Source organism: Pseudomonas sp. I2, from assembly GCF_040984075.1.
Taxonomy (GTDB): domain Bacteria; phylum Pseudomonadota; class Gammaproteobacteria; order Pseudomonadales; family Pseudomonadaceae; genus Aquipseudomonas; species Aquipseudomonas guariconensis_B.
The window spans coordinates 52492-78316 of record NZ_JBCGFQ010000022.1 but is presented as its reverse complement, the minus strand read 5'-3'; the positions used below and the strand labels follow the sequence as shown (position 1 = coordinate 78316).

The window sequence follows — 25825 nt, the reverse complement described above, 5'->3', positions numbered from 1 at the left end:
CTTGCAGCCCTTCGCGGGCAAGCCCGCTTCCACAGGTACAGCGCAACGCTGAAATCGACACGCTCTCTGTGGGAGCGGGCTTGCCCGCGAATGCGATGGAACTGCCAATGAAGATCCCAGCCCTCACCACCGCCCTGCTCTGCCTCCCCAGCACCCTGCTGGCCGCCGAACCCGACCGCGACGACGCCCTCAAGCTGCCCGACGTGCTGATCAGCGCCAGCCGCCAGGTGGAATCGCGCAGCGCCACCAGCGCTGCCAACACGGTGTTCACCCGTACCGACATCGACCGCCTGCAACCGTCCAGCGTCACCGACCTGCTGACCCGCGTCCCTGGCGTGCAGGTCGCACCCACGGGCGGGCGTGGCAGCCTGCCAGGCATCTTCATCCGGGGCACCAAGTCGGCCCAGAGCCTGGTGCTGGTCGATGGCGTGCGCATCGCCAATGCCACCTCCGGCGACAGCGGCCTGCAGTTTCTCGACATCGACCAGATCGAACGGGTCGAAGTGCTGCGCGGCTCGCGCTCGGCGGTCTATGGCAGCGATGCCATTGGTGGGGTCATCCAGATCTTCACCCGTCGTGGCAATGCTGCCGGCCTGCAGCCACGCCTGCGCCTGGCGGCGGGCAGCCACCAGACCTTCCAGCGCAGCCTGGGGCTGTCCGGTGGCGATGGCCAGACCCGCTTCAACCTCGGCGCCAGCCTGGACGAAACCGCCGGCATCGACTCGACCGGCCCCTCCTTCGCCAGCGATGGTGACCATGACGCCTATCGCAACAAGTCGTTCAACCTGAGCCTGAGCCACAGCTTCGGCGAGCGCTTCGAGGCGGGGCTGAACCTGCTCGACAGCCGTGGCCGCAGCGAATACGACAACCCGTTCGGACGCTTCGACCCGACCACCTTCGAAAGCTTTGGGCAGGCGCCCTACACCGACTTCACCGTCAGCAGCCTGGGCACCTACCTCGACGCCCGGCTCACCGACGCCTGGACGTCGCGCCTGGAGCTGAGTCATGGCGAAAACCGCGACAAGAAGCGCGACAAGCTCAGCGACGAAGGCAGCGTGTTCAATACCTACCGCGACCAGGCGACCTGGCAGAACGACCTGACGCTGAACGAACAACACCTCCTGCTGGTGGGCGCCGACTGGTACCAGGACCGCGTGCATGGCAGCACCGACTTCGCCGAGGACAGCCGCTGGAATCGCGCAGCCTTCCTCCAGCACCGCTTCAGCGGCGAACACTTCTCCACCGAGTTAGGCGTGCGCCGCGACCAGAACCAGCAGTTCGGCGGCCAGACCACCTGGAGCGGCAGCCTCAGCGTGCCGTTGAACGCCAACAACGATGTGTTGTTGTCGTACAGCGAAGGCTTCCGCGCACCAACCTTCAACGACCTGTACTACCCGATGTTCAGCAACCCGAACCTGGACCCAGAGCGCTCCAGGAGCTACGAGTTGCAATGGCGCAGCCGCATCGGCGCCAGCACCCGCCTGGAGACCTCGCTGTACCGCACCGACCTGCGTGACGCCATCATCTTCGGCGAAGGCTCGATCCCACGTAACGTGGCCTCGGCGCGCATCAACGGCCTGGAGATGGCCCTGAGCCAGGAGTGGGCCGGCTGGCAGTCCCGCCTGGGCCTGGCCCTGGTCGACCCGCGCGACCGCGACACCGGCCATACCCTCGCCCGTCGGGCCCGACGCACCCTGAGCCTGGACCTGGACCGCCAGTTCGAGCGGTTCGGCGTGGGGGCCAGTTGGCAGGCCGTCAGCAGCAGCTACGACGACGAAGCCAATCGCAACGCGCTCGGCGGCTACGGTCTGCTTGGCCTGCGCGGCAGCTGGAAGGCGAGCGAAGAACTGAAGCTTGAGATGAAGCTCGACAACCTGCTGGACAAAACCTACAGCCGCGCCCTGTACAGCTACGACAACGCCAGCTACGGCTACCGCGAGGAAGGCCGTACCTGGTTGCTGAGCGTCACCTGGACGCCGGCGCTCTAGCCGCCAGCAGCGCACACAGGCGCGCCGTGGCTTCGATCATCTGGCCACTGGGCCGCTCCAGGCCCTTGTCCGGCACCACCAGCAGGCGACCGTCGGCCACGGCACGCAACCGCGGCCAGGCCTTCCAACTGCCCAACTGCGCCGGGTCGCCGGCCAGGATCACCTGCGGGTCGCGCAGCAGCACCGACTCCACGCTGACCTGCGGCGCCGGCTGGCGCAGGTCCTCGAATACATTGCGCGCACCGCACACGCGCAGGGCATCGCTGACGATCTGCTGGCCGCCGAGGGTGTAAAGCGGCCTGTCCCAGACCTGGTAGAAGACCTGCAATGGCTGTTCGCGGTGGTAGCGCTCACGCAGCTCCCGCAGGCGTTCGCGCAGGGAGGCCGCGTAAGCCTGGCCTTGCGCCTTGCGCCCCAGGCGCACGGCGATGGCCTCGATCTGCTCGACGAGCTGGTCGAGGTCGTGGGGTTGGCCGACGAACGTAGCGATGCCCAGGCGCTTGAGCTGGTCGCGCTGGGCCGGCGCCACACTGTCGGGCCACAGCAACAGCAGGTCGGGTTCGAGGCTGAGCAAACGCTCCATGTCGAGTTGGCCGTGGCGCCCCACCGAAGGCAAGCCAGCCAGCGCTGCCGGCCGCTCGCCGCCGTCGAGCACGCCTACCAGCAGGTCGTCGGCCTGCAGTTCGGTAACGATCTCGGTCATCGAAGGCGCCAGGCTGACCACCCGTGGGCCACTGTCGGCCAACGCAGCGAAGGACAGCAGCGACAACAGGCAGCAAAGGATGCGCATCAGCCCAACTGACGGGGAATACGGTAGAGGTAGAGCAACACCACGCTGGAGATCGCCAGGAGGACCTGCGGTACCGCCTCCAGGCCGACCAGCACCGAAAACGCCGCCACCCAGGCGGGGAAACAGGCGAACAGCATGGCCAGGCGTCGAGCCTGGGCCAGGGCGATCCAGGCCTGCGGCTCTTCGGCCGAGCCCAGGGCCTTGGAGGTGTCTATCAAGGCGCGCTTGTAGGCACCGAAGCGCGGCAGGCTGAGGAACATGCTCGCCGCACCGGCGATGAACAACGGCATGGCCAGCACGGGGATCAGCGCATCGCCCCCACCGAAGGCCCAGGCCATCACCGGCAGGGGCAATAGCCCCACCGCCAGGTATTGCCACCAGGCCAGGGCCAGGCGCCGCTTCACCTCGCCACGGGTCACGCCTGGGGCACCTCGCCCTGATGCTCGTTGCCCATCATGTGGCCGAGCTTGCCGGCCTTGGTAGCCAGGTAGTGGCGGTTGTGCGGGTTGTGCCCAGTGTGCAGCGGCACGCGCTCGGCGACATTGATGCCCATGCCGGTCAGTGCCTTGACCTTGCGCGGGTTGTTGGTCATCAGCCGCAGCGACTTCACGCCCAGGTGCTCGAGCATCGGCAGGCACATGGCGTAGTCGCGCTGGTCGGCGGCGAAGCCCAGGCGCTCGTTGGCCTCTACGGTATCGGCACCGCCGTCCTGCAGCTCATAGGCGCGGATCTTGTTCAGCAGGCCGATACCCCGGCCTTCCTGGCGCAAATACAGCAGCACGCCACGGCCTTCACGGGCGATGGCCTGCAACGCGGCCTCCAGCTGCGAGCCGCAGTCGCAACGCTGGCTGAACAGTGCATCGCCGGTCAGGCATTCGGAATGCAGGCGCCCCAGCACCGGCTCGCCGTCGCCGATGTCACCCAGGCTGAGCACGACATGCTCACGGCCAGTGGCTTCGTCGAGAAAGCCATGCATGGTGAAGATCGCGAAGGGAGTCGGGAGTTTCGAGGCGGCGACAAAGACGACGGGCACGTTGTGCTCCTGATAAGTAGGAAATTTCATGTGGGCCGATTGTATCAGCAGGCCAGCGCCCATGCGCAGGCTGAATATCGCGGCTTAAGATCGAAAAGTTCGATGCATGGAATGCGTGGGCTGTTCACTGAGGGCCAATGGAGCCGCTAGGCGTGTACGCATGAATCAGTGCGGCTGGCTGTCCGCCGTGAACGGATACGGCTGCTTCCAATGCTCGAAGATCGGCTCCAGCTCACCGCTGCGCACCAACTGCGCCATGCGCCGGTCGAACAGCTCGCGCAGGGCCTTGGCCTGTTCGCTGCGGGCAAAGGCCAGGTACAGCGGCAACTCGGCCACATGGGTACGGCGCCAACGCTCAGGCTGGGCAGCCTGGTCGAGCACATAGTCGACCTCGGTCAGGGCATCGATGTAGAAGTCCACACGGTCATGCTCGAGCATCGGCAGGATGCCTTCACGCCGCTGGATCTCGCGAAAATGCTTAACGTTGGGCAGGTAGTGCTGGAACTCGTAGCCGCGCACCCAGGCCAGCCGGTACTGGCCGATGGTCTCGAGCGTCGGCTCGGGCTTGCCGACCAGGCCCAGGGCATAGATATGGTCCATGTCGAAGTGCCAGCGCGGGTAGAGGTTGTCGGCGTTCTCCTCCTTGTAGGAGCCCACCCAGGCATCGGCCTCGCCGCGCCTGACCAACCCCACCGCCCGGCTGTAGGGCGCGCTCTGGGTCACGACCTGCACCCCGGCTGGTTCGAACACCTTGCGCAGCACGTCCCAGGCCAGCCCTGTACCATCGGCGTTGGTGTAGTCGAGCCATTCCTCGCTGACCAGGTGGATCTGCGGCGGCACGCCCTCGCCCTCGGCCGCCTGCAGCCCAGGGGCAAGCAACAGCAACATCGCCAGCAGCACAGTCCTTATGGCCATCGACCCGCTCCCTTCGTCAGGCAACCACCCACACCAGAATCTGCATACCCAGCCAGGCGAAGACGCCAGCCAGGATATCGTCGAGCATGATCCCGACGCCCCCATGCACGTGCCGGTCGACCCAGCGGATCGGCCACGGCTTGAGGATGTCGAAGAAACGGAACATCAGGAACCCCGCCAGCAGCCATTGCCAGCCTTCCGGCACCAGCCACAGGGTGATCCACATGCCGACCATCTCGTCCCAGACAATGCCTTCATGGTCGTGCACGCGCAAGTCGTTGGCGACCTTGCCGCACAGCCAGAAGCCGAACAGCATGGTGATCCCCAGCAACAGCCAGTAGCCCCAGTCCGGCAACATCTGCCACAGCGGGATGAACGGCAGCGCCACCAGCGAGCCCCAGGTCCCGGGGGCCTTGGGCAGGGTGCCGGAGCCGAAGCCGAAGGCGATGAAGTGCCAGGGGTTGCGCCAGACCGAAGGCGGAACGAACTCCGCGGGCACCTGGTTGGGGTGGTCGGTCACGGTGTCTCCCTAAAATGTTGATAGCCCCGTTGTGTCGGGGTGATGTCCCGGCCCTGCCGGTCACGCAGGGTGACGCCCTGGCCCGCGAGCACGCGGCCGATGACGTGGACGCCACTGCGCTCCTGCAGGGATGAAAGTTGTGCTTCAGGCAGCGTGAACGCCAGCACGTAGTCGTCGCCACCGGTGAGTGCCGCCTGCAGGGCGGCGTCACGCCCGAGGAAGGCTTCCAGGGCCGGCGAGAAGGGCACCTGCTCGACGCTCAGCTCCAGGGCGACGCCGGATGCCTTGGCGATATGCCCGGCATCGGCCAGCAGCCCATCGGAGATATCCAGCGCCGCGCTGGCCCGGCCGCGCAGCAGTTGGCCCAGGGCGAGCTGGGGCATGGGCGACCAATAGTGGGCGAGCAGCGGCTCGGCGATGTCGGCTGGCGCCTGGCGCTCGCCCAACACCAGCGGCAAGGCCCCCGCCGCGTTCCCCAGGCACCCGCCGACGCACAGCAGGTCTCCCGGCCGGGCGCCGCTGCGGCGCAGGGCCTGCCCTGCCGGCGTCTTGCCGAACACGGTCACGGTGATGCTCAAGGGGCCACGGGTGGTATCGCCGCCGATCAGGCTGACACCACAACGCTGGGCCATGCGGTCGAGGCCGTCGGCGTAGCGCCTGAGCCAGTCGGCCCCGACCTCGGGCAAGGTCAGGGCGAGGGTGAAGCCGATAGGGTCGGCCCCCATGGCGGCCAGGTCGCTGACCGCCACGGCCAGGGCGCGCTGGCCGAGCAGCAGCGGGTCGCAGGCGGTGGGGAAATGCACGCCCTCGACCAGGGTATCGGTGGACACCGCCAACTGTTCGCCAGCGGGCAGCTCCAGCAGGGCGCAGTCGTCACCGATACCGAGCACCACGCCTTCGCCACCCCGCGCACAGGACGCGGCGGCGAAGTAATGGCGGATCAGCTCGAACTCACCCATGGTCCGTCGGCGCCGCGATCAGCGCCTGGCTGCCTTGACTTCCGCTTCGCGCAGCATCGGCGCGAGCTTGTCCAGCACACCGTTGACGAACTTGTGGCCATCGGTGGCACCGAAGACCTTGGCCAGCTCGACACCTTCGTTGATCACTACGCGATACGGTACGTCGACGCGCTTGATGAACTCCCAGGTGGACAGGCGCAGCACCGCCAGCTCGACCGGGTCGAGCTCGTCCAGTGCCAGGTCCAGGCAGGGCGCCAGGGCCTTGTCGATCTCGCCCTTGATCGCCGGGACCCCATGCAGGATCTCGCGGAAATAGGCGCCATCGACATCGGAGAAATCGTTGTCGACCCGGAACTGAGCCTCGATCTCGTTCAGCGAATGCTGGGCCATGTGCCACTGGTACAGCGCCTGGGTCGCGAGCTTGCGGGCTTCGCGGCGCTTGGCGCTCTTCGAGGGCTTGCCGGCATCCGCCGCGCGTGGCTCGCGCGGGTTGAAACGATCGCTTTCGTCGCTAATCACTTGGCCTCCAACTGCGCCAGCAGGCTGACCATTTCCAGGGCGGACAGGGCCGCTTCGGCGCCTTTGTTGCCAGCCTTGGTGCCGGAGCGCTCGATGGCCTGCTCGATGGAGTCGACGGTCAGGACGCCGAAGGCCACCGGAACACCGAACTCCATGGACACCTGGGCCAGGCCCTTGGTGCACTCGCCCGCCACGTATTCGAAGTGTGGGGTACCGCCACGGATCACCGCGCCCAGGGCGACGATCGCGGAGTACTCGCCTTGTTGGGCGACTTTCTGTGCAACCAGCGGGATCTCGAAGGCGCCAGGGGCACGGATGATGGTGATGTCGCTTTCGCTGACGCCATGGCGTACCAGGGCATCAACGGCACCGCTCACCAGGCTTTCGACGACGAAGCTGTTGAAGCGGCCAACCACCAAAGCATAGCGACCTTTGGGGGCGATGAAGGTACCTTCGATGGTCTTCAGGGTCATTCCGGTGTTCTCATCTTGAAGAGCGAGGCCGCGCATACGCGGCCTGCAGGAGGGTTTGGACACGAGCGGCAGGACGACGGCTGCGCCTGTGTCACTCGGAGGGCACGTATTCTACAACTTCCAGATCGAATCCGGATATCGCGTTGAACTTCATCGGCGAGCTCATCAGGCGCATCTTGCGCACGCCCAGGTCACGCAGGATCTGCGAGCCGGCACCGACGGTGCTGTAGGTGGTCGGCGCCTTGGTCGGGGCATCGCCGGCGCTCTCGCGGATGTGCGCCAGCAGCACGTCGCCATCCAGCGGGTGGCCCAGCAGCAGCACCACGCCGCTGCCGGCCTCGGCCACGGCGCTCATCGCCGCGCGCAGGCTCCAGCGCCCCGGCTGCTTGACCATCAGCAGGTCACGCAGCGGGTCCATGTTGTGCACCCGCACCAGGGTCGGCTGTTCGGCACAGATGGTGCCCAGGGTCAGGGCCATGTGCACGTCGCCTTCCACCGAGTCGCGGTAGGTGACCAGGTTGAACTGGCCCAACTCGCTGTCCAGCGGCTGTTCGGAGACGCGCTGCACGGTGCGCTCGTGGATCATGCGGTAGTGGATCAGGTCGGCGATGGTGCCGATCTTCAGGCCGTGCTCGGCGGCGAAGGCCTCCAGTTCCGGACGACGGGCCATGGTGCCGTCGTCGTTCATCACTTCGCAGATCACCCCGCTCGGCTCGAAGCCGGCCATGCGCGCCAGGTCGCAGGCGGCCTCAGTGTGGCCGGCGCGGGCCAGGGTGCCACCGGCCTGGGCCATCAGCGGGAAGATGTGGCCGGGGCTGACGATATCGTCGGCCTTGGCGTCGCGGGCCGCGGCGACCTGCACGGTGCGGGCGCGGTCGGCGGCGGAGATGCCGGTGGTCACGCCTTCGGCGGCCTCGATCGACACGGTGAACTTGGTGCCGAAGCCCGAGCCGTTGCGCGGCGCCATCAGCGGCAGGCGGAGCGCCTCGCAGCGCTCGCGGGTCATCGGCATGCAGATCAGGCCACGGGCGTGCTTGGCCATGAAGTTGATGTGCTCGGCCTGGCAGCACTCGGCGGCCATGATGATGTCGCCTTCGTTCTCACGGTCTTCGTCGTCCATGAGAATGACCATTTTGCCCTGGCGGATGTCTTCCACCAGCTCTTCGATGCTGTTGAGCGCCACTCGGCCCCCCCTTCTCAATCAGGATTTCAGGTAGCCGTTGGCGGCCAGGAAACTTTCGGTGATGCCGCTGCCCTTGCTCGGTTCGGCGGCCTTGTCACCCAGCAGCAGACGCTCCAGGTAACGGGCCAGCAGGTCGACCTCAAGGTTTACCCGACGACCCGGGCGGTAGTCGGCCATGATGGTTTCGGACAGGGTGTGCGGGACGATGGTCAGCTCGAACTCGGCGCCATCGACCTCATTGACCGTCAGGCTGGTGCCGTCGACGGTGATCGACCCTTTGTGGGCGATGTACTTGGCCAGCTCCTTGGGCGCGCGTACGCGGAACTGGATGGCGCGCGCGTTATCGCTGCGCGAGATGATCTCGCCGACACCGTCGACATGGCCGCTGACCAGGTGACCGCCCAGGCGGGTGGTGGGGGTCAGGGCTTTTTCCAGGTTGACCCGGCTGCCGCTCTTGAGGTCGACCATGGCGGTGCGCTTGAGCGTCTCGACGCTGACATCGGCCCAAAAGCCATCGCCGGGCAACTCCACGGCGGTCAGGCAGACACCGTTGACGGCGATGCTGTCGCCCAGCTTGACATCGCCCAGGTCGAGCTTGCCGGTCTCTACATAGAGGCGCACGTCACCGCCCTTGGGGGTCAGGCTGCGGATGGTGCCGATGGATTCGATGATGCCGGTGAACATGGTGTCCTCCTCGGGAACAGGGCTGCGCGTGGCAAGCCAGGCATTATACGCCGGGCGCCGGCAGGGGGATGGCTGTGACCAGCCAGTCATCGCCGACCGCGCGCATGCCGGTGATCTTCAGGCGCGGCGCCTCGCTCATGCTCGACAGCGGCCAGTCCAGCAGCGGCCGGGCTTCGGAGCCCAGGAAAGTGGCGGCCACGAACAACTGGAACTCATCGACCAGCCCCAGGCGGGCGAAGGCACCGGCAAGGCCGGCACCGGCCTCCAGCAGGATTTCGTTGACGCCCCGCTCGCCCAGGGCGCGCATCAGGGCCGGCAGGTCGACGCGCCCGTCGGCCCCTGGCAGGCTCAGCAGTTCATGGCCAGCCGCGGCATAACGTGGATCGTCGCCGGCGGCGGTCACGACCAGGGCTGGCCCGGCCTGGAAGAACGGCGCGTCCAGCGGCAGGCGCAGGCGGCCATCGACCAGCACGCGCAGCGGCGGGCGTGACAGAGCCAGGGCGGTAGTTTCGGCATCCAGCCCCAGTTCGGCGCCGCGTACGGTCATGCGGGCATGGTCGGCCAGCACGCTCTCGGCGCTGGTCAGCACCACACTGGAGCGGGCGCGCAGCCGCTGCACGGCGGCGCGGGCGGCAGGGCCGGTGATCCACTGGCTCTCGCCGCTGGCCATGGCGGTGCGACCGTCCAGGCTCATGGCGAGCTTGGCCCGCACGAACGGCAGGCCGTGCTCCATGCGCTTGAGAAAGCCGGGGTTGAGGGCTCGCGCCTCGGCCTCGAGCACACCGCTACCGACCTCGATGCCGGCCTCGGCCAGGCGCCGCAGGCCTCGGCCGGCCACTTGCGGGTTGGGGTCCTGCATCGCCGCCACCACCCGGGCCACCCCGGCCTTGACCAGTGCCTCGGCGCATGGCGGTGTACGGCCATGGTGGCTGCAGGGCTCCAGGGTCACGTAGGCGCAGGCGCCACGGGCGCGCTCGCCGGCCTGGCGCAGGGCGTGGACCTCGGCATGCGGTTCGCCGGCCCGCACGTGCCAGCCCTCGCCGACCACTTCGCCATCACGCACGATCACGCAGCCCACGCGCGGGTTCGGGTGGGTGCTGTACAGGCCCTTGCGGGCCAGTTCCAGGGCCCGGGCCATGTAGTGGGCGTCGAGGATGGCGGTCTGGCTGGGCATGGTCACTCTTTGGCAGGCTCCCGGGCCAGGCGGTCGATCTCCTCGCGGAACTCGTCGAGGTCCTGGAAACGCCGGTAGACCGAAGCGAAACGGATGTAGGCGACTTCGTCGAGCTTGCGCAGCTCGGCCATCACCAGCTCGCCGACCACCAGCGACTTGACCTCGCGCTCGCCGGTGGCACGCAGCTTGTGCTTGATGTGCGCCAGCGCCGCTTCCAGGCGCTCGACGCTCACCGGGCGCTTCTCCAGGGCCCGCTGCATGCCGGCGCGCAGTTTCTCTTCGTCGAAGGGCTGCCGTGTGCCGTCCTGCTTGATCAGGCGTGGCAAGACCAGTTCGGCGGTCTCGAAGGTGGTGAAACGCTCGCCGCAGGCGAGGCACTCGCGGCGACGGCGCACCTGTTCGCCCTCGGCGACCAGGCGTGAGTCGATGACCTTGGTGTCGTTGGCACCGCAAAACGGACAGTGCATGGTGGCAGGCAACAAAAAAAGGGAGGGCCATGGTAGCGCATCCCACTGGCAAGACAAGCCAAAGGGTTTACCATCCAGTGAAATCTGTCCGTGAAGGATTACCCCATGCACCAACGAGCGCTCGTCGTGCTGTGCTTCGCCGGCCTGCTCGCCGCCTGCGGCAGCGACCGGCCGAAGACCGAGCAACCCCCGGTAGCCCCGCCCGCCAAGGCGGCCAAGCAAAGCGAAGACCCAGGCCCTCTGCCCGCCTACCAGCGCGAACTCAGTGGCACCTTACTGGAGATACCGGCCGGTGCCGAAGTGGAGCTGGCCCTGCTGGTCATCGACGAACGTGGCCGCCCGCAGCGCCTGCTGGCCAGCAGCAACCTCACCGGTACCGGCCAGCCCATGCCCTATCGCCTGCGCTTCAATCCCGAGGCCTTTCCAGCCGGGGCCCGCGTCGAACTGCGCGGCCGCGCCAGCCGCTCCGGCCAATTGATCCTGCACTTGCCGGCGCAGCGCATCTTCCAGGCCACCACCCAGGCCACCGGCCCGCTGCGCTTCCAGAAGGCGCCATAGATGGCGCCGCTGCCCCTGCAACAGGCCCTCGGCGGCCTGATCGGCGAAGCGCGCCTGGTCGTCAGCGAGCTGCCCGGATGCGACCTGCGGCTGTGGCTGATCGATGCCCAGAACATGGATCGCGCCTTCAGCCCAGAGGAAACCCGGCGCATCCTCGAAGAGCCGCCCTACTGGAGTTTCTGCTGGGCCAGCGGCCTGGCCTTGGCGCGCTACCTGGCCGAGCGGCCGGAGTGGGTGCGCGGCAAGCGGGTACTGGACTTCGGCGCCGGCTCAGGCATCGCCGGGATCGCCGCCGCCCGGGCCGGTGCCCTGGAGGTGGTGGCCTGCGACCTCGACCCGCTGGCCCTGGATGCCTGCCGGGCCAATGCCGCGCTCAACGAAGTCGAACTCGGCTACAGCAGCGACTTCTTCGCCGAAGACGACCGTTTCGACCTGATCCTGGTGGCCGACGTGCTCTACGACCGCGCCAACCTGCCCCTGCTCGACGCTTTCCTCGGCCGTGGCCGCCAGGCGCTGGTGGCCGATTCACGGGTGCGCGACTTCAGCCATCCGCTGTATCGTCAGTTGGGCGTACTCGAGGCCCTGACCCTTCCCGACCTGGCCGAGCCGCACGAATTCCGCCGGGTCAGCCTGTACCACGCCAGCCGCGAGCCTTTATAGTGGCGCCATTCAAGGATTTGCGAGAGTCGCGATGAGCCAAGCCCCCACGCCGTATATTTTCGATGCCACCGACGCCAACTTCCAGCAACTGGTGATCGACAACTCCTTCCATAAACCCGTGCTGGTGGACTTCTGGGCCGAATGGTGCGCACCGTGCAAGGCCCTGATGCCGCTGCTGGCGAAGATCGCCGAGGGTTACCAGGGCGAACTGCTGCTGGCCAAGGTCAACTGCGACGTGGAACAGCAGATCGTCGCCCAGTTCGGCATCCGCAGCCTGCCGACCGTAGTGCTGTTCAAGGACGGCCAGCCGGTCGACGGTTTCGCCGGAGCCCAGCCGGAGTCGGCGATCCGCGCCATGCTCGACCCCCATGTGCAGATGCCTGCCGCGCCAACCGCCACGCCACTTGAGGAAGCCAAGGCGCTGTTCGCCGAAAGCCGCTTCAGCGAGGCCGAGGCCACGCTCAAGCTGCTGCTGGGCGAAGACAACAGCAACGCCGAGGCGCTGATCCTCTATGCCCGCTGCCTGGCCGAGCGGGGCGAGCTGGGCGAGGCCGAGGTGGTGCTCGACGCCGTCAAGACCGACGAGCACAAGGCTGCCCTGGCCGGCGCCAAGGCCCAGCTGACCTTCCTGCGCCAGGCCGCCAGCCTGCCGGAAGCCGCCGAGCTGAAAAGTCGCCTGGCGCAGAACCCGCAGGATGACGAAGCCACTTACCAGCTGTGCATCCAGCAACTGGCGCGCCAGCAGTACGAGGCGGCGCTGGATGGTCTGCTCAAGCTGTTCCAGCGTAACCGCAGCTACGAGAACGGCTTGCCGCAGAAGGCACTGCTGCAGGTGTTCGAACTGCTGGGCAATGAACATCCGCTGGTGAGCCTGTACCGCCGCAAGCTGTCAGCTGCAATGTTCTGACAGGCCGTTCTCAGAGCGTTCGGCATCACGGGTCTATTTGGCAGAGCTCCTGGGGAGCGGCGCTTTCTTGGGGCTGCAGAGCAGCCCCCATGCCTCTCAACCGATCCAGTGGTATACCGGCGCATCCACCCCGCTTTCCACCTTCACCTCGCTGCTGTGGCGCAACCGCACCAGCAACCGCTTGCCCGCCGCCGTGCTGCCGGCCAGCCCTTCCAGCCGCTCCAGCAACTCGGGCCCGCTGATCTGCCCCACCTGGCGCAACAGCTCACGCGCCGCCGACCACTGCCCGTCATCCGGGCGAGGCGCAGTACCGACGGCCTCGGCGGCCGCCTCGACAACAGCCGGCACCTGCACTTGACGCCCCAGTTGCGCCCACTCCGCCGGTTCCAGCTCGATAGTCAGGTCCACCGGCCAGTCGCCAATATGTCCGCGAATTCTCACGCTGCCTTCCTTATGTCCAGGGTCGATGCAGCCATGCTCCCATGAACATGAAACCTGCGCCAGGCAGGCTGGCGAGGGCCAGAAAAGTTGTTATAACATTACGAACTCAATTTCCCGCTCGCCCTGGAGTCTTCCATGCGCCGCCTGCTCCTTGCCCTGCCCTTCGCCCTGCTTCCCCTGGCCGTGGCCCACGCCCACGACGACCATGACCACGAGCATGAGCATGCCCATGGCTCCCTCGGTGCCCACGAGCACGGTGTGGCCAAGCTCAACGCCGTGCTCGACGGCAATACCCTGGAACTGGAGCTGGACAGCCCGGCGATGAACCTGGTCGGTTTCGAACATGCCGCCAACAGCGACGCCGACAAGGCCAAGGTCGCCGCCGTACGCCAGCAACTCGAACAGCCCCTGGCACTGTTCGGCCTGGCCCAGGCGGCCGGGTGCAAGGAGGAGGCCCAGGAGCTGGAAAGCCCGCTGTTCGGCGATGCAGCGCATGCCGGCCATGACCCTGCACACGAACAGCAGCACAGCGATATCGAGGCCCATTACCAACTGATCTGCTCGGCCCCCGACCAGCTCACCCGGATCGACCTTGCCCCACTGTTCAAGGCCTTCCCGGCGACCCAGAAGATCAACGTGCAACTGATCGGCCCGAACGGCCAGAAAGGCCTGGAGGCCACGCCGGCCAAGGCCGTGGTCGCGTTCTGAATGAGCCAGCCGCTGATCGACCTGCAAGGCCTGGTATTCGCCTGGCCTGGCCAAGCGCCGCTCCTGGACATCCCCGCGTTCCACCTGGACGCGGGCCAGGCCGTGTTCCTCAAGGGCCCCAGCGGTAGCGGCAAGACCACCTTGCTGGGCCTGCTCGGCGGGGTGAATCGCCCCGCGCAGGGCAGCATCCGCCTGCTCGGCCAGGACCTGGGCGCTTTGGGCCAGGGCGCCCGTGATCGCTTCCGGGTCGATCACACCGGCTACATCTTCCAGCAATTCAACCTGCTGCCGTTCCTTTCGGTGCGGGAGAACGTCGAGCTGCCCTGCCGCTTCTCGCGCAGCCGTGCCGAACGCGCCGCCCAGCGCCACGGCAGCATCGACCAGGCTGCCACCCTGCTGCTCGCCCACCTGGGCCTGGACGATCCGGCCCTGCTCGCCCGTCGCGCCGACAGCCTGTCGATCGGCCAACAGCAGCGGGTCGCCGCGGCCCGGGCCTTGATCGGCCAGCCGGAGCTGGTGATCGCCGACGAACCGACTTCGGCGCTCGATGCCGATACCCGCGAGGCGTTCATCCGCCTGCTGTTCGATGAATGCCGGGCAGCCGGTTCCAGCCTGCTGTTCGTCAGCCATGACCAGAGCCTGGCACCACTGTTCGACCGTCATCTGTCGCTGGCCGAGCTCAATCGCGCAGCCAAGCCCCGGGAGGCCTGATGTACCTGCTCCGCCTTGCCTTGGCCAGCCTGGCCAACCGCCGCTTCACAGCGTTTCTCACCGCGTTTGCCATCGCCCTGTCGGTATGCCTGCTGCTGGCCGTGGAGCGCGTGCGCACCGAGGCCCGCGCCAGCTTCGCCAGCACCATCAGCGGCACCGACCTGATCGTCGGCGCCCGTTCCGGCTCGGTGAACCTGCTGCTGTATTCGGTGTTCCGCATCGGCAACGCCACCAACAACATCCGCTGGGACAGCTTCGAGCACTACGCCAAGGACCCACGGGTGAAGTGGGCGATCCCCATTTCCCTGGGCGACTCTCATCGTGGCTACCGGGTGATGGGCACCACCGGCGACTATTTCAGCCACTACCAGTTCGGCCGCCGGCAGCACCTGGCGCTGAGCCAGGGCCGGCCGTTCGCCGAGGACCCGTTCGAGGTGGTGCTCGGCGCCGAAGTCGCCGAGGCGCTGCACTACAAGCTCGGCGACAAGCTGGTGCTGGCCCACGGCGTGGCGGCCATCAGCCTGGTCAAGCACGACGACAAACCCTTCACCGTGGTGGGCATCCTGCAGCGCACCGGTACACCGGTGGACCGTACCCTGCACATCAGCCTGGCCGGGATGGAGGCCATCCACATCGACTGGCACAACGGCGTGCCGGCCCGTGGCGCCGGGCGCATCAGCGCCGAACAGGCGCGCACCATGGACCTGCAGCCGGCCGCCATCACCGCCTTCATGCTGGGGCTGAACAGCAAGATCGCCACTTTCAGCCTGCAGCGGGAGATCAACGAGTTCCGCGGCGAGCCACTGCTGGCGATCCTCCCTGGCGTAGCCCTGCAGGAGCTGTGGAGCCTGATGGGCACCGCCGAGCAGGCGCTGTTCGTGGTCTCGCTGTTCGTGGTGCTGACCGGGCTGATCGGCATGCTCACGGCAATCCTCACCAGCCTCAACGAACGCCGCCGCGAAATGGCTATCCTGCGCTCGGTCGGCGCCCGCCCCTGGCATATCGCCGGGCTGCTGGTGCTGGAAGCCCTGGCCCTGGCGGTGGCCGGCATCGTCGCCGGGCTGGGCCTGCTGTACGCGGGGATCGCCCTGGCCCAGGGGTATGTCCAGGCCAACTACGGCCTGTACCTGCCACTGGCCTGGCCAAGCGCTCACGAGTGGACCCTGTTGGCTGTCATACTCGCGGCGGCACTGCTGATGGGCAGTGTGCCGGCCTGGCGCGCCTACCGGCAGTCGCTGGCCGATGGCCTGTCGATCCACCTCTGACCCTGGAGCAACTGCCTTGCTTTATCAGTACCGGCCCATCCTGCTGGGGCTCCTATTGCTCTTCGCTCCCCTCACATGGGCGCAAGAGCCGCGCACCCTCGACTGGCCCGCCCTGATTCCCGAAGGCGCGCCGGTGATCCCGCCACAGCTGGCGCCGCTGCATGACCTCTCGCAACTGAGCGACGCCTTGTCTGCCGAGTCGGCCCCCGCAGCACGCCAGCAGGCACCCGACGCCCCGGTGGTCAAGGCGCTGGATGGCCAGCAAGTGAAGCTGCCCGGCTACATCGTGCCGCTGGAAGTCAGCGAGGAAGGGCGCACCACCGAATTCCTCCTGGTGCCCTACTACGGCGCGTGCATCCACGTGCCGCCCCCACCGTCGAACCAGATCGTGCATATCTTCAGCGAGATGGGCGTGCGCATCGAAGACCTGTACCAGCCCTACTGGATCGAAGGGCGCATGCAGGTAAAGGCCAGCAGCAGCGAGCTGGCCGACGCCGGTTACCTGATGGAAGCGGAGAAAATCTACGCCTATGAGTTGCAATGAGAACTACTTCCGCTTCATGAAACGGCTTCGTTGAGCTGAATCAACAGTTTGTTTCGACCGGCTCCTTACCATTGGACTACTCGATTACTCACGTCCTTTGTCCTTTGGGAGCTTCCATGAACAAGTCCTTGCTCGGCGCCTCGCTCGTTGCCCTGGCGCTCGCAGCCCCTGTTGCCCACGCCCACCAGGCGGGCGACATCATCATCCGCGCCGGCGCCGCCACCGTTTCGCCGAACGAAGACAGCAGCGCCCTGAAGCTCGATGGCGCCAAGGTCTCGGGCACCAAGGCGACGCTGGACAGCGACACCCAGTTGGGCCTGACCTTCGCCTACATGCTCACCGACCACATCGGCGTGGAGCTGTTGGCCGCCACCCCGTTCAACCACACCGTGGCGGTCAAGGGCCTCGGCCCGGGCCTGGACGGCAAGCTGGCCGACATCAAGCACCTGCCGCCGACCCTGTCGCTGCAGTACTACCCGATGGCGCCGACCTCGAAGTTCCAGCCCTACGCCGGCATCGGCATCAACTACACGATGTTCTTCGACGAAGACCTCAGCAGCGCGCGCAAGCAGCAGGGCTTCAGCAACCTGAAGCTGCAGGACTCGGTCGGCCTGGCCGGCCAACTGGGCATGGACTACATGCTCACCGACAACCTGCTGGTCAACGCCTCGGTCTGGTACATCGACATCGACACCAAGGCCACCGTCGACGGCCCGAACGCCCTGGGCGTGGGCAAGACCAAGGTCGACGTGGATGTCGACCCGTGGGTCTACATGGTCGGTATCGGTTACAAGTTCTGATCCCCTCCCGGCATGGCGGCTCCGGCCGCCATGCCACACCGCCCCTCAACGATTCGCAGGTACAGCCAGTACCCCCAGGCCAGTGCGCTGATCGATGCACCCAGGCCACACACCGCCATCCAGCCCCAACGGGCATGCAACCAAGTCGCGGCTACCGCGCCCAGGCCACTGCCGATCGAATAACAGCACATGTAGGCACCGACCAGCCGGCTAGCCATTTCGCCGCGCCCCGCCAGCAGCAGGCTCTGGTTGGTGACGTGTACCGCCTGCACGGCGAAGTCCAGCATCAATACACCCAGCGCCAGGGCCAGCAGCGATTGTCCGAGCAGCGCGCTCGGCAGCCATGACAACGTCAACACCGCCAGGGCCAACCCAGTGGTGCGCTCTCCCAGGCCCCGATCGGCCATACGGCCCGCACGCGCCGCTGCCAAGGCTCCGGCGATGCCAGCCAGGCCGAACAGGCCGACCTGGGTATGGCTCAGGGCTAGCGGCGCAGCACTCAAGGGCAGCACCATGGTGCTCCACAGCACGCTGAAGGCAGCAAAGATCAGCAGCGCAAGCAGGCCCCGCTGGCGCAAGAGACGATCGTATCGGTACAGGCCGATCAGAGAACCGAGCAACGCCCGATACCCCTGCCTACGCTCTCCGGGCGGGGCGCCGGGCAGGGTTCGCCACAACAGCAAGGCCATCACCATGACCAGACCCGCCGCGCCAAGGTAGACACTCCGCCAACCGGCCAGGTCAGCCATGCCCCCAGCAACCAGGCGCGCCAACAGGATGCCCAGCACCACACCGCTGGTGACCGCGCCCACCACCTGGCCCTGGCGGGTGGGTGAGGCCAGGGTGGCGGCATGGGCCACCATCACCTGCACCACCACAGCCATCAACCCGACCACGCCCATGGCCGCCAGCAGCACGGCCCAATCCCAGGCCATGCCCACCGTCAGCAAGGCCAGCATCGATAGCAGTAGTTGGCACAGGATCAAGCGCTTGCGATCGAACAGGTCGCCCAGCGGCACGATCAACAACAGGCCAACGGCATAGCCCGCCTGGGTCGAGCCGACCACCAGACCGACGTGTGCCTGACTGATTCCCAGGCTGGCCGCCATGGCCCCCAGCAAAGGTTGGGCAAAATACACTGTGGCTACCGCCAGGGCGCAAGTGGTGGCGAGCAGCAACGTCAGCGAGCGGCTCGGTTGATCGTGAACAAGAGACTCGGGATGCGGGGACGGCATGGCACACTCCTGTGCATTCTGGTTGCAAATTGAAACCACAAGCTGGCTTTCTAGCAAATGTGGTTTTAATCTGCAACCAGACTGGTCCGAAGGGTTACCCCATGCTCGACGAGAGAAACAACCAATGCCCAGTGGCCCGAGCTCTTGAAGTGATCGGAGACCGTTGGTCGCTGATGATCCTGCGCGACGCCTTCGATGGCTTGCGGCGCTTCAGTGAGTTTCAGAAGAACCTGGGGCTGGCGAAAAACATCCTCGCCTCACGCCTGAAGCAGCTGGTGGAGAGCGGCCTGCTTGAGTTACGGCCAGCCTCGGACGGCAGTGCCTACAAGGAATACGTCATGACCGAGCAGGGGTGCGCGGTCTTCCCCATCGTCATCGGCATGCGCCAATGGGGTGAGCGGTTCCTGTTCGAGGCAGGCGAGACGCGCTCACAGTTGGTGGACAACGCCACTGGGCAGCCCATCGATACATTGGTGGTACGAGCAAAGGATGGTCGGATACTAAGCCCCGAGGATTGCCATCGGCAGGCTGTGCGCCATAGTGGATGAACGTCATGACGGCAGTCCGGCCCGGTTCGCAGATAGGCTCAATGCCGGTCAGTCAAGCGGTGCGTTGATCTTGGGGCTGCGTTGCAGCCCATCGCCGGCAAGCCGGCTCCCACAGGGGCAGAGTTGGCCGTACATGATGCGGCTTGCAGGGGCAGGCTTGCTTGCGAATAAGCAGATGAGGTGCCCGTCAGGCCTTGCCCAACAAACGCGCCAGCCCCTCGACCATCGAAGTCGGCTGCGCAAACGCGAAACGCGCCAGCAAGCGCGTATTGTCGGCCCGGGAATGGCGGATATCGCCCGAGCGCGGCGGGCCGTAGCTGACCGCGGGCAGGTGGCCGACCACCTGCTCCAGGGCGGCCAGCAACTGGTTCAGCGAAGTGGCCTGGTTCAGGCCGATGTTCACCGCCCCCTCCTCGACCTGCTCCTGCTCCAGGGCCTGGACCATCACCTGTACCAGGTCACCGACATAGAGAAAGTCGCGGGTCTGCTCGCCATCGCCGAACACGGTGATCGGCAAGCCCTTGGTGGCACGTTCGCAGAAGATGCTGATCACCCCGGAATACGGCGAGGACGGGTCCTGGCGCGGTCCGAAGATATTGAAGAAGCGGAACACCACTGGCTCCAGCCCGTGCTGGCGACGGTAGAAGTCCAGGTATTGCTCGCTGGCCAGCTTGTCTACCGCATAGGGCGTCAAGGGTGCCTTGGGCGTGTCCTCGGCGATCGACTCGCCTTCGCCGTTGTTGCCGTACACCGCCGCGCTGGAAGCGAACAGCACGCGGCGTATGCCGTTCACGCGCATCGCCTCGCAGACGTTGAGGGTACCGACGAAGTTGCTCTGGTGGGTTCGCACCGGGTCTTCGACCGACGCCTGCACCGAGGCGACCGCCGCCAGGTGGACCACGGCGCAGCAGCCGGCAGCCGCACGCTTGACCAGCGCGGCATCGGCGACATCGCCTTCGATCAGCTCCAGGCCAGGGTGGTCGAGCCGCAGGTTGTCGCGCTTGCCGGTGGACAAGTCGTCCAGCACGCGCACCGCATGGCCTTTGTCCAGCAACGCATCGCACAGGTGCGAACCAATGAAGCCGGCACCGCCGGTGATCAGGATGGGGGCGTCAGCCATGTCGGTAGAACCGGTCCAGTAGGGGTGGCAAGCCGGCGCGCCAGGCACGGGGCTTGATACCGAAGGTGTGAAGGATCTTCTTGCAGGCCAGCACGGCGTTCTGTGGCTCCTCGCTGGCATCCGGGCGCGCGGCATGGGCCTGGGGCGTGGGCGCCTGCACGGCCAGCCTGTGCCATTGCGCCGCCTCGCTGAGGATAGCCTGCCCCAGCGCCAGCGGCGTGGTGGCCTCGTTGCCGGCGTAATGGTAGGTGCCCCACAAGGGCGCATCGCAATCGAGTTGCTTGAGCACCGAGAGGATCACCCGCGCGGCATCGTCCACCGGCGTCGGGTTACCGCGACGGTCGTCCGCCAGCAACAATTCCTGGGGTTGCTCGGCACGGGTGAGGAAGCGGCCCAGCACGCCATCGATGCTCTCGTCCAGCACCCAGCCGAAGCGCAGCAACACATGCTGCGGGCAGGTCGCCCGCACGCTCTGCTCGATACGCCACAGCGCCTGGCCGCGCAGCCCCAGGGGCACCGGCTCGTCCTTCTCGCTGTAGGCCGTGGCCCGCGAGCCGTCGAACACCCGGTAGCTGGAGGGCTGCACCAGGATGATCTGGTGGTGCTGGCACAGCTCCGCCAGCCGCTCCACCGCCCGCTCCTGTTGCGCCAGGCGCTGCTCGCTGACCGACTCGGCCTGGAACCAGTCGAAGTAATAGGCCAGGTTGACCACCGCATCGGGGCGCTGTTCGTCGAGCAGCAGGGTCAGGCTGGCCGGGTCCCAGCCGTTTTCCGGCGGACGCGGTGCCAGGAATCCGATGTCCTCCTCGGCCCCGAGACGAATCAGCGCTTGCCCGAGGGCATTGCCACCACCCAACAGCATCAGGCGCATACGCATAGAGTCAGCAGATCCGAACAGGTTGATAGAAGGAAAGCGAACATTTTGCGGGTTCCGATCAGGGAAGTCCAACCTTACGCGCTTGATACAACTCCCGCTGACCTTGCTCATTCCTATCGATCATTGGGAATTTTCCTATATACGAGACAGACCAGATCCTGCATCGCAAAACCAAAAAAACTTGCCTAAATACTTGCCGGCAAACCGCCAGGAAAAAGCCAACGCACACAACTAAGAATACTTAGATGAATATCGTGTGCACCTCAACATTTCGACTCGTGGAAAACCAAGAGCCCCCCCAATATGTGCACCCAGAGGCTTCCAAGCCTGCCCCTTTTCGGCCTCGTACGTGACTAATTCCAGCAGGCGCCCCATGGATATAGAACTTTCAACGCTACTGTTGCTGGGCGCCATCGCTCTCTTCGCAGGCTTCTTCGATGCCATTGCAGGCGGTGGTGGGCTGCTCACCCTTCCAGCGCTGTTCATTGCGGGTTTCGACCCCGTGCTGGCCATCGCCACCAATAAATTCCAGGCGTCCTCTGCCAGCGTCTCGGCCACCGTCGCCTTTGCCCGCAAGCGGATGATCGATTGGAAATCAGGGCGGCCAATGCTGCACTGTCTTTTGCAGGTGGTGCGGCAGGCGCACTTTCGGTAACTCTGCTCGACAGAGCGATACTTGAAACCTCCGCCCCCTTGCTGTTGATTGCAGTTGCAGTCTACTTCGCCTTCACCCCGAAACTGGATGAACGTCAGCGTGCAGCCAAACTGTCGATGACTTGCTTCACCCTTACCCTTGTACCGCTGATTGGCTTCTACGATGGAATATTCGGCCCAGGCACCGGCTCATTCTTCATGGTTGCCTTCACACTCTTGCTCGGGCAGAACATCCTGCAGGCTGTTTGCAACAGCAAACTGCTCAATGCCTCATGCAACCTCGGGGCTCTCCTGGTATTCATGCTTGGCGGCGCCATCCTGTGGCCATTGGCATTGACAATGGCGGCCTGCGCCATCGTCGGCGCACAAGCAGGGGCTCGCTGCGCCCTGCATTTCGGGCCACGGCTCATCAAACCCTTGCTGATTTCAGTGTGTTGCCTCATGGCGCTGCGACTGCTGTTCAGCGATGGCAACCCGATCGGCCAATGGCTGCGACACCTCTGACCCATAACTGCCTGCAACTCACTCGATCTCGAACAACCCATTGCTGAGCGGCCCCACGCTCAGCCGCTCACGCACGTCGTCATCGATACGCGGGTCGTCCGGCTGGTACAGCCGGACCTGGCGGTAGGCATTGATGCGGTTGATTTCCTCGCCCAGGTACTCCCAGACCACACGGGTGCAGGCGGGGTTGCGCCGGTCGCCGCTGGAGACGCCGGTCTTGAGGCCGTTGAGGCGGGTGATGCGGCTCTTGAAGCTGGGGATGAGGATGGTCTGGCTCATCTCGTTGAGGGTCAGCGACTCGTAGTCGATCAGAAATACCCGGTCCTGCAGCTGGAAAGCCGCGCCCAGGTAGCGGCAGCGTATTTCGGCGTGCACGTCGGTGGCGCTGGTGCGCTCCTGCCGCTCCTGGCGCTCGAACAGGAAACGGCCGCGTTCCTCCCATAGATGCACCAGCGACACCAGGACCGAACCGGGTACCGACATGCAGTTGGAATACTCGAAGTAATAGCCGCAATAGCGCGACAGGTTGCCGGCGTGCTCGTGCAACGGCCTGAACAGCTCGCTGATCGGGTCATCGTGCTGCCCCGCCTGCGTGGACAGGTTGCGCACACCGATCAGGCGGGCGAACTGCTCCGGCGGCAGGCCCAGCTCGTAACCCTCGACGCCGAAAAAGTCGCCGATGCGCTTGAGGTTGTAGGCCGTCGGACGGCTCTGACCGCTCAGGTACTTGTTGAACTGCGCGCGGTTGATCGACAGTTGCCGGCAAACCTCCGAGATAGAGCGGTAATGGCTGCAGGCCAATTTGAGGTTGGTAGCGAAGTGATCGCCCATGAAACGATGTCCAGCTGATGCGAGTGACGCCATTCTAGCATCAAGTCGCATCAACTCAGAGCAACCCGCGAAATTGTAACCATTGGTGTCATGACCAACCATGCGCGCCAACGAAAGCGGCGCGTCCTTGCGCCCGCTGTTCTTTCCACGCGAAGAATAAGAATCGAGGTCATTTCCCAATGCTCGAAGCACTCAACGATTTCCTTTCGGGGAAACTCCTCATCGTGCTGATCGTCGGACTCGGCGGTTACTTCACCCTCCGTTCGCGGTTCGTCCAGTTCCGCCACTTCGGCCACATGTTCGGCGTCTTCAAGGAGTCGCTGCGTGGCCAGGCCGGCCAGTTGAGCTCGTTCCAGGCCCTGATGCTGAGCCTCGCCGGGCGCGTTGGCGCAGGCAATATCGCCGGTGTCGGCATCGCCGTGACCCTGGGCGGCCCGGGGGCGGTGTTCTGGATGTGGGTCACCGCGCTGGTGGGCATGTCCAGCAGCTTTTTCGAATGCACCCTGGCCCAGGTCTACAAGCGCACCGACGGCGATGGCCTGTACCGTGGCGGCCCGGCCTACTACATCCTGCACGGCCTGAAGCTCAAGAGCATGGCGGTGGTGTTCTCCATCCTGCTGCTGGTGACCTACGGCTTCGCCTTCAACGGCCTGCAGTCGTACACCGTCACCCACTCGCTGCAGAACGCCTTCGGCTTCGCCCCGAACCACACCGGTATCGCCCTGGCCGTGCTGCTGGCGATCGTCTTCCTCGGTGGCATCAAGCGCATCGCCGCGGTCTCGGACCTGCTGGTGCCGGTCAAGACCTTGGCCTACATCGGCGTGACCCTGTACGTGATCGGTAGCCAGATCGAGCACGTCCCGGCCATGCTGGAAACCATCTTCAAGAGCGCCTTCGGCCTCGACCCGGCCTTCGGCGGCCTGCTCGGCAGCGCCATCGTCATGGGCGTCAAGCGTGGTGTGTTCGCCAACGAAGCGGGTCTGGGCAGCGCCCCGAACGTTGCCGCCGTGGCGGCCGTGAAACACCCCGGTGCCCAGGGCGTGGTGCAGGCGTTCAGCGTGTTCCTCGATACCTTCGTGATCTGCACCTGCACCGCGCTGCTGATCCTGCTGTCGGGTTTCTATACCCCAGGCTTCGAAGGCGACGGTATCGTCCTGACCCAGAACTCCCTGGCGGCAGTGGTCGGTGACTGGGGCCGCCTGTTCGTCAGCGTTGCCCTGTCGCTGTTCGTCTTCACCTGCATCCTCTACAACTACTACCTGGGCGAGAACAGCCTGCTGTTCCTCAGCCGCAACCGCGCGGTGCTGATGGGCTACCGTGGCCTGGTGCTGGCGCTGGTCATCTGGGGTTCGGTGCAGGACCTGTCCACGGTGTTCGCCTTCGCCGACATCACCATGACCTGCCTGGCGTTCGTCAACCTGATCGCCCTGGCCCTGCTGTTCAAGATCGGCCTGCGGGTGATGCGCGACTACGACGCCCAGCGCCGTGCCGGTATCGCCCAGCCGGTATTCGACTCGGCCAAGTTCACCGACCTGGACCTGGACCGCAACGCCTGGCCTGCCAATCCACAGGCTGAAACAGCCGCTGACAACGCCGTCGGCCAAGTCCAGCCGCAGCGCTGATATCCTCCCCTGCCCAGCCGCCCCGTCCGCGGGCGGCTGCCCTTTCTCCGCTCACCGCTACGGAAGGTTCCCATGCGTGCAGTCAAGAATCTCCTCGTTCTCTATACCGGTGGCACCATCGGTATGCTGCAGTCACCCGAAGGCCTGGCACCGGCCGGCGGTTTCGAAGCGCGAATGCGCGAATACCTGGCGCAACAGGCCGATGCGCCGCGCCTTGCATGGGCCTTGCGCGAGCTCGACCCGCTGATCGATAGCGCCAACATGCAGCAGGCCAACTGGCTGGCCATGCGCGAGGCCATCGTCGAGGCGGTGGAACGCCAGGGCCATGACGGCGTGCTGGTGCTGCACGGCACCGACACCCTGGCCTACAGCGCCGCGGCCCTGTCCTTCCTGCTGCTTGGCCTGCCGGTACCGGTGCTGCTGACCGGCTCCATGCTGCCGGCAGGCGCTCCGGGCAGCGACGCCTGGAGCAACCTGTGCGGAGCCTTGCGCCTGTTCGAGAGTGGCCTGGAGGATGGCGTGCAGCTGTATTTCCACGGTCAGCTGTTGCACGGCTGCCGCACGTCGAAACTGCGTAGCGAAGCCTTCGATGCCTTTGCCGCCCTGCCCCGCCAGCGCGACGGTGAACGCGCCCCGGCGATTCCACCGGCGCTGGACTATCGCCAGCCGCGCCAGCCGGTGAACCTTGCGGTGCTGCCAGTCGTCCCCGGTTTGCGGGCGGATCTGCTGCAGGCCGTGTTCGACAGCGGCGTGCAGGGCCTGGTGCTGGAGTGCTATGGCAGCGGCACCGGCCCATCCGACGACCAGGCCCTGCTCGATGCCCTGCACGACGCGCGCCAGGGCGGGGTGATGATCGTGGCGATCAGCCAGTGTCCGGAGGGCTCGGTGGTGTTCGATACCTATGCCGCTGGCAGCCGCCTGCGCGATGCCGGGCTGGTCAGTGGCGGCGGCATGACCCGGGAAGCGGCGCTGGGCAAGTTGTTCGCCCTGCTGGGGGCTGGGTTGGATGTGCAGGCGGCCGAGCATTGGTTTGCCCTGGACCTTTGCGGCGAGCGGGCATGACGGCGGCGTCCGTACGGACGCACTCGCGGGGGGCTGCCGTCAACCGAGTCGTCTTAATGGGGCTGCTGGGAAA

29 protein-coding genes and 1 pseudogene are annotated in these 25825 nt (G+C 66.0%); 13 read left to right on the top strand and 17 right to left on the bottom strand.

Annotated features, from left to right (window positions below):
- Nucleotides 1-107 precede the first annotated feature (107 nt).
- On the top strand, nt 108-1988 hold the full coding sequence (locus WCE05_RS13470; RefSeq protein WP_368816047.1) for a TonB-dependent receptor: 1881 nt from the start codon (nt 108-110) through the stop codon (nt 1986-1988).
- Here the strand turns inward: WCE05_RS13470 and WCE05_RS13465 are convergent.
- From WCE05_RS13465 to nrdR, 12 genes are all read right to left on the bottom strand, one after another.
- Entirely contained in the window at nt 1966-2778 is an 813-nt protein-coding gene (locus tag WCE05_RS13465; protein ID WP_253079902.1) for a cobalamin-binding protein, read from the bottom strand. The genes WCE05_RS13470 and WCE05_RS13465 overlap by 23 nt on opposite strands.
- A complete protein-coding gene (locus WCE05_RS13460) occupies nt 2778-3197 on the bottom strand; it encodes an MFS transporter (protein WP_225788770.1) in 420 nt (139 codons plus the stop codon). The genes WCE05_RS13465 and WCE05_RS13460 overlap by 1 nt, the downstream gene beginning before the upstream one ends.
- Complete coding sequence (ribA, locus tag WCE05_RS13455; protein ID WP_225788771.1) at nt 3194-3811, bottom strand: GTP cyclohydrolase II; 618 nt, start codon at nt 3809-3811, stop codon at nt 3194-3196. Before ribA ends, WCE05_RS13460 begins: the two co-directional genes overlap by 4 nt.
- A gap of 165 nt (nt 3812-3976) precedes the next feature.
- On the bottom strand, nt 3977-4726 hold the full coding sequence (locus WCE05_RS13450; protein ID WP_225788772.1) for an ABC transporter substrate-binding protein: 750 nt from the start codon (nt 4724-4726) through the stop codon (nt 3977-3979).
- Nucleotides 4727-4742: 16 nt separating this feature from the next.
- Nucleotides 4743-5246, bottom strand: a complete 504-nt coding sequence (locus WCE05_RS13445) for a phosphatidylglycerophosphatase A (RefSeq protein ID WP_225788773.1) — start codon at nt 5244-5246, stop codon at nt 4743-4745.
- Nucleotides 5243-6205: a thiamine-phosphate kinase gene (gene thiL, locus WCE05_RS13440; protein WP_253102408.1), complete on the bottom strand. Its 963-nt coding sequence runs from the start codon at nt 6203-6205 to the stop codon at nt 5243-5245. Before thiL ends, WCE05_RS13445 begins: the two co-directional genes overlap by 4 nt.
- A gap of 18 nt (nt 6206-6223) precedes the next feature.
- Nucleotides 6224-6724 (bottom strand): transcription antitermination factor NusB, encoded by a 501-nt coding sequence (gene nusB, locus WCE05_RS13435; RefSeq protein WP_253091377.1) that lies wholly within the window; start codon nt 6722-6724, stop codon nt 6224-6226.
- Entirely contained in the window at nt 6721-7197 is a 477-nt protein-coding gene (gene ribE / locus WCE05_RS13430; protein ID WP_225788776.1) for a 6,7-dimethyl-8-ribityllumazine synthase, read from the bottom strand. The genes nusB and ribE overlap by 4 nt, the downstream gene beginning before the upstream one ends.
- Before the next feature lie 91 nt (nt 7198-7288).
- Nucleotides 7289-8380: a bifunctional 3,4-dihydroxy-2-butanone-4-phosphate synthase/GTP cyclohydrolase II gene (gene ribBA, locus WCE05_RS13425; protein ID WP_253079904.1), complete on the bottom strand. Its 1092-nt coding sequence runs from the start codon at nt 8378-8380 to the stop codon at nt 7289-7291.
- Between the two features lie 18 nt (nt 8381-8398).
- Nucleotides 8399-9064, bottom strand: coding sequence for a riboflavin synthase (locus tag WCE05_RS13420; RefSeq protein ID WP_225788778.1), 666 nt, complete (start codon nt 9062-9064; stop codon nt 8399-8401).
- 43 nt (nt 9065-9107) lie between these two features.
- Nucleotides 9108-10238: a bifunctional diaminohydroxyphosphoribosylaminopyrimidine deaminase/5-amino-6-(5-phosphoribosylamino)uracil reductase RibD gene (gene ribD / locus WCE05_RS13415; RefSeq protein ID WP_225788779.1), complete on the bottom strand. Its 1131-nt coding sequence runs from the start codon at nt 10236-10238 to the stop codon at nt 9108-9110.
- Between the two features lie 2 nt (nt 10239-10240).
- Nucleotides 10241-10705, bottom strand: a complete 465-nt coding sequence (gene nrdR, locus WCE05_RS13410; protein ID WP_225788780.1) for a transcriptional regulator NrdR — start codon at nt 10703-10705, stop codon at nt 10241-10243.
- A gap of 105 nt (nt 10706-10810) precedes the next feature.
- Between nrdR and WCE05_RS13405 the strand changes: the two genes are divergently transcribed.
- Genes WCE05_RS13405 through trxA form a run of 3 tightly spaced genes read left to right on the top strand, consistent with a single transcriptional unit; the run spans nt 10811 to nt 12830 of the window.
- Complete coding sequence (locus WCE05_RS13405; RefSeq protein WP_225788781.1) at nt 10811-11263, top strand: YbaY family lipoprotein; 453 nt, start codon at nt 10811-10813, stop codon at nt 11261-11263.
- Nucleotides 11264-11923 (top strand): methyltransferase, encoded by a 660-nt coding sequence (locus WCE05_RS13400; RefSeq protein ID WP_225788782.1) that lies wholly within the window; start codon nt 11264-11266, stop codon nt 11921-11923. It abuts the gene before it with no gap.
- 31 nt (nt 11924-11954) lie between these two features.
- Entirely contained in the window at nt 11955-12830 is an 876-nt protein-coding gene (gene trxA / locus WCE05_RS13395; protein WP_368816046.1) for a thioredoxin, read from the top strand.
- Between the two features lie 96 nt (nt 12831-12926).
- Here the strand turns inward: trxA and WCE05_RS13390 are convergent, their stop codons facing one another.
- Complete coding sequence (locus WCE05_RS13390) at nt 12927-13271, bottom strand: hypothetical protein (protein WP_225788784.1); 345 nt, start codon at nt 13269-13271, stop codon at nt 12927-12929.
- Between the two features lie 135 nt (nt 13272-13406).
- Here WCE05_RS13390 and WCE05_RS13385 point away from each other — a divergent pair, with 135 nt between their 5' ends.
- The 5 genes from WCE05_RS13385 to WCE05_RS13365 all read left to right on the top strand — a co-directional run bounded on the left by WCE05_RS13385 (nt 13407) and on the right by WCE05_RS13365 (nt 17299).
- Nucleotides 13407-13979: a DUF2796 domain-containing protein gene (locus WCE05_RS13385; protein ID WP_368816045.1), complete on the top strand. Its 573-nt coding sequence runs from the start codon at nt 13407-13409 to the stop codon at nt 13977-13979.
- Nucleotides 13980-14690 (top strand): ABC transporter ATP-binding protein, encoded by a 711-nt coding sequence (locus WCE05_RS13380; RefSeq protein WP_225788786.1) that lies wholly within the window; start codon nt 13980-13982, stop codon nt 14688-14690.
- Nucleotides 14690-15955, top strand: coding sequence for an ABC transporter permease (locus tag WCE05_RS13375; RefSeq protein WP_225788787.1), 1266 nt, complete (start codon nt 14690-14692; stop codon nt 15953-15955). The genes WCE05_RS13380 and WCE05_RS13375 overlap by 1 nt, the downstream gene beginning before the upstream one ends.
- Entirely contained in the window at nt 15933-16499 is a 567-nt protein-coding gene (locus tag WCE05_RS13370) for a DUF3299 domain-containing protein (protein ID WP_225788788.1), read from the top strand. The genes WCE05_RS13375 and WCE05_RS13370 overlap by 23 nt, the downstream gene beginning before the upstream one ends.
- A 116-nt stretch (nt 16500-16615) precedes the next feature.
- Nucleotides 16616-17299: an OmpW family protein gene (locus WCE05_RS13365; protein WP_368816044.1), complete on the top strand. Its 684-nt coding sequence runs from the start codon at nt 16616-16618 to the stop codon at nt 17297-17299.
- Here the strand turns inward: WCE05_RS13365 and WCE05_RS13360 are convergent.
- Nucleotides 17287-18534 (bottom strand): MFS transporter, encoded by a 1248-nt coding sequence (locus WCE05_RS13360; RefSeq protein ID WP_368816043.1) that lies wholly within the window; start codon nt 18532-18534, stop codon nt 17287-17289. The two genes, WCE05_RS13365 and WCE05_RS13360, sit on opposite strands and share 13 nt — an antisense overlap.
- Nucleotides 18535-18635: 101 nt before the next feature.
- Between WCE05_RS13360 and WCE05_RS13355 the strand changes: the two genes are divergently transcribed.
- Nucleotides 18636-19082, top strand: a complete 447-nt coding sequence (locus WCE05_RS13355) for a helix-turn-helix domain-containing protein (protein ID WP_225788791.1) — start codon at nt 18636-18638, stop codon at nt 19080-19082.
- Between the two features lie 187 nt (nt 19083-19269).
- Here WCE05_RS13355 and WCE05_RS13350 read toward each other — a convergent pair whose 3' ends face one another.
- Together WCE05_RS13350 and WCE05_RS13345 are read right to left on the bottom strand one after the other, a co-directional pair.
- The gene (locus tag WCE05_RS13350; protein WP_225788792.1) at nt 19270-20202 is read right to left on the bottom strand and encodes an NAD-dependent epimerase/dehydratase family protein; all 933 of its coding nucleotides are present in this window, start codon (nt 20200-20202) and stop codon (nt 19270-19272) included.
- Entirely contained in the window at nt 20195-21079 is an 885-nt protein-coding gene (locus WCE05_RS13345) for a sugar nucleotide-binding protein (protein ID WP_368816042.1), read from the bottom strand. The genes WCE05_RS13350 and WCE05_RS13345 overlap by 8 nt, the downstream gene beginning before the upstream one ends.
- Nucleotides 21080-21452: 373 nt before the next feature.
- On the opposite strand from WCE05_RS13345, the pseudogene WCE05_RS13340 reads away from it, so the two are divergent.
- A pseudogene (locus tag WCE05_RS13340) lies at nt 21453-22237 on the top strand (TSUP family transporter).
- Nucleotides 22238-22255: 18 nt separating this feature from the next.
- Here WCE05_RS13340 and WCE05_RS13335 read toward each other — a convergent pair.
- Nucleotides 22256-23068 (bottom strand): helix-turn-helix transcriptional regulator, encoded by an 813-nt coding sequence (locus WCE05_RS13335; RefSeq protein WP_225788795.1) that lies wholly within the window; start codon nt 23066-23068, stop codon nt 22256-22258.
- A gap of 179 nt (nt 23069-23247) precedes the next feature.
- Here WCE05_RS13335 and WCE05_RS13330 point away from each other — a divergent pair, with 179 nt between their 5' ends.
- Nucleotides 23248-24690: a sodium:alanine symporter family protein gene (locus tag WCE05_RS13330; RefSeq protein ID WP_225788796.1), complete on the top strand. Its 1443-nt coding sequence runs from the start codon at nt 23248-23250 to the stop codon at nt 24688-24690.
- 72 nt (nt 24691-24762) lie between these two features.
- Nucleotides 24763-25752 carry an asparaginase gene (locus tag WCE05_RS13325; RefSeq protein ID WP_225788797.1) on the top strand — a complete coding sequence of 330 codons (990 nt, stop codon included), beginning with the start codon at nt 24763-24765 and terminating at the stop codon, nt 25750-25752.
- Nucleotides 25753-25825 lie beyond the last annotated feature (73 nt).

What these genes read in the sequence shown, in the direction of transcription:
- WCE05_RS13470 (WP_368816047.1), top strand. Translation starts at nt 108, where the DNA reads ATGAAGATCCCAGCCCTCACCACCGCCCTGCTCTGCCTCCCCAGCACC.
- WCE05_RS13465 (WP_253079902.1), bottom strand. Translation starts at nt 2,778, where the DNA reads ATGCGCATCCTTTGCTGCCTGTTGTCGCTGCTGTCCTTCGCTGCGTTG.
- WCE05_RS13450 (WP_225788772.1), bottom strand. Translation starts at nt 4,726, where the DNA reads ATGGCCATAAGGACTGTGCTGCTGGCGATGTTGCTGTTGCTTGCCCCT.
- thiL (WP_253102408.1), bottom strand. Translation starts at nt 6,205, where the DNA reads ATGGGTGAGTTCGAGCTGATCCGCCATTACTTCGCCGCCGCGTCCTGT.
- ribE (WP_225788776.1), bottom strand. Translation starts at nt 7,197, where the DNA reads ATGACCCTGAAGACCATCGAAGGTACCTTCATCGCCCCCAAAGGTCGC.
- WCE05_RS13420 (WP_225788778.1), bottom strand. Translation starts at nt 9,064, where the DNA reads ATGTTCACCGGCATCATCGAATCCATCGGCACCATCCGCAGCCTGACC.
- ribD (WP_225788779.1), bottom strand. Translation starts at nt 10,238, where the DNA reads ATGCCCAGCCAGACCGCCATCCTCGACGCCCACTACATGGCCCGGGCC.
- nrdR (WP_225788780.1), bottom strand. Translation starts at nt 10,705, where the DNA reads ATGCACTGTCCGTTTTGCGGTGCCAACGACACCAAGGTCATCGACTCA.
- WCE05_RS13405 (WP_225788781.1), top strand. Translation starts at nt 10,811, where the DNA reads ATGCACCAACGAGCGCTCGTCGTGCTGTGCTTCGCCGGCCTGCTCGCC.
- WCE05_RS13400 (WP_225788782.1), top strand. Translation starts at nt 11,264, where the DNA reads ATGGCGCCGCTGCCCCTGCAACAGGCCCTCGGCGGCCTGATCGGCGAA.
- trxA (WP_368816046.1), top strand. Translation starts at nt 11,955, where the DNA reads ATGAGCCAAGCCCCCACGCCGTATATTTTCGATGCCACCGACGCCAAC.
- WCE05_RS13385 (WP_368816045.1), top strand. Translation starts at nt 13,407, where the DNA reads ATGCGCCGCCTGCTCCTTGCCCTGCCCTTCGCCCTGCTTCCCCTGGCC.
- WCE05_RS13380 (WP_225788786.1), top strand. Translation starts at nt 13,980, where the DNA reads ATGAGCCAGCCGCTGATCGACCTGCAAGGCCTGGTATTCGCCTGGCCT.
- WCE05_RS13375 (WP_225788787.1), top strand. Translation starts at nt 14,690, where the DNA reads ATGTACCTGCTCCGCCTTGCCTTGGCCAGCCTGGCCAACCGCCGCTTC.
- WCE05_RS13370 (WP_225788788.1), top strand. Translation starts at nt 15,933, where the DNA reads ATGGCCTGTCGATCCACCTCTGACCCTGGAGCAACTGCCTTGCTTTAT.
- WCE05_RS13365 (WP_368816044.1), top strand. Translation starts at nt 16,616, where the DNA reads ATGAACAAGTCCTTGCTCGGCGCCTCGCTCGTTGCCCTGGCGCTCGCA.
- WCE05_RS13360 (WP_368816043.1), bottom strand. Translation starts at nt 18,534, where the DNA reads ATGCCGTCCCCGCATCCCGAGTCTCTTGTTCACGATCAACCGAGCCGC.
- WCE05_RS13355 (WP_225788791.1), top strand. Translation starts at nt 18,636, where the DNA reads ATGCTCGACGAGAGAAACAACCAATGCCCAGTGGCCCGAGCTCTTGAA.
- WCE05_RS13350 (WP_225788792.1), bottom strand. Translation starts at nt 20,202, where the DNA reads ATGGCTGACGCCCCCATCCTGATCACCGGCGGTGCCGGCTTCATTGGT.
- WCE05_RS13345 (WP_368816042.1), bottom strand. Translation starts at nt 21,079, where the DNA reads ATGCGTATGCGCCTGATGCTGTTGGGTGGTGGCAATGCCCTCGGGCAA.
- WCE05_RS13335 (WP_225788795.1), bottom strand. Translation starts at nt 23,068, where the DNA reads ATGGGCGATCACTTCGCTACCAACCTCAAATTGGCCTGCAGCCATTAC.
- WCE05_RS13330 (WP_225788796.1), top strand. Translation starts at nt 23,248, where the DNA reads ATGCTCGAAGCACTCAACGATTTCCTTTCGGGGAAACTCCTCATCGTG.
- WCE05_RS13325 (WP_225788797.1), top strand. Translation starts at nt 24,763, where the DNA reads ATGCGTGCAGTCAAGAATCTCCTCGTTCTCTATACCGGTGGCACCATC.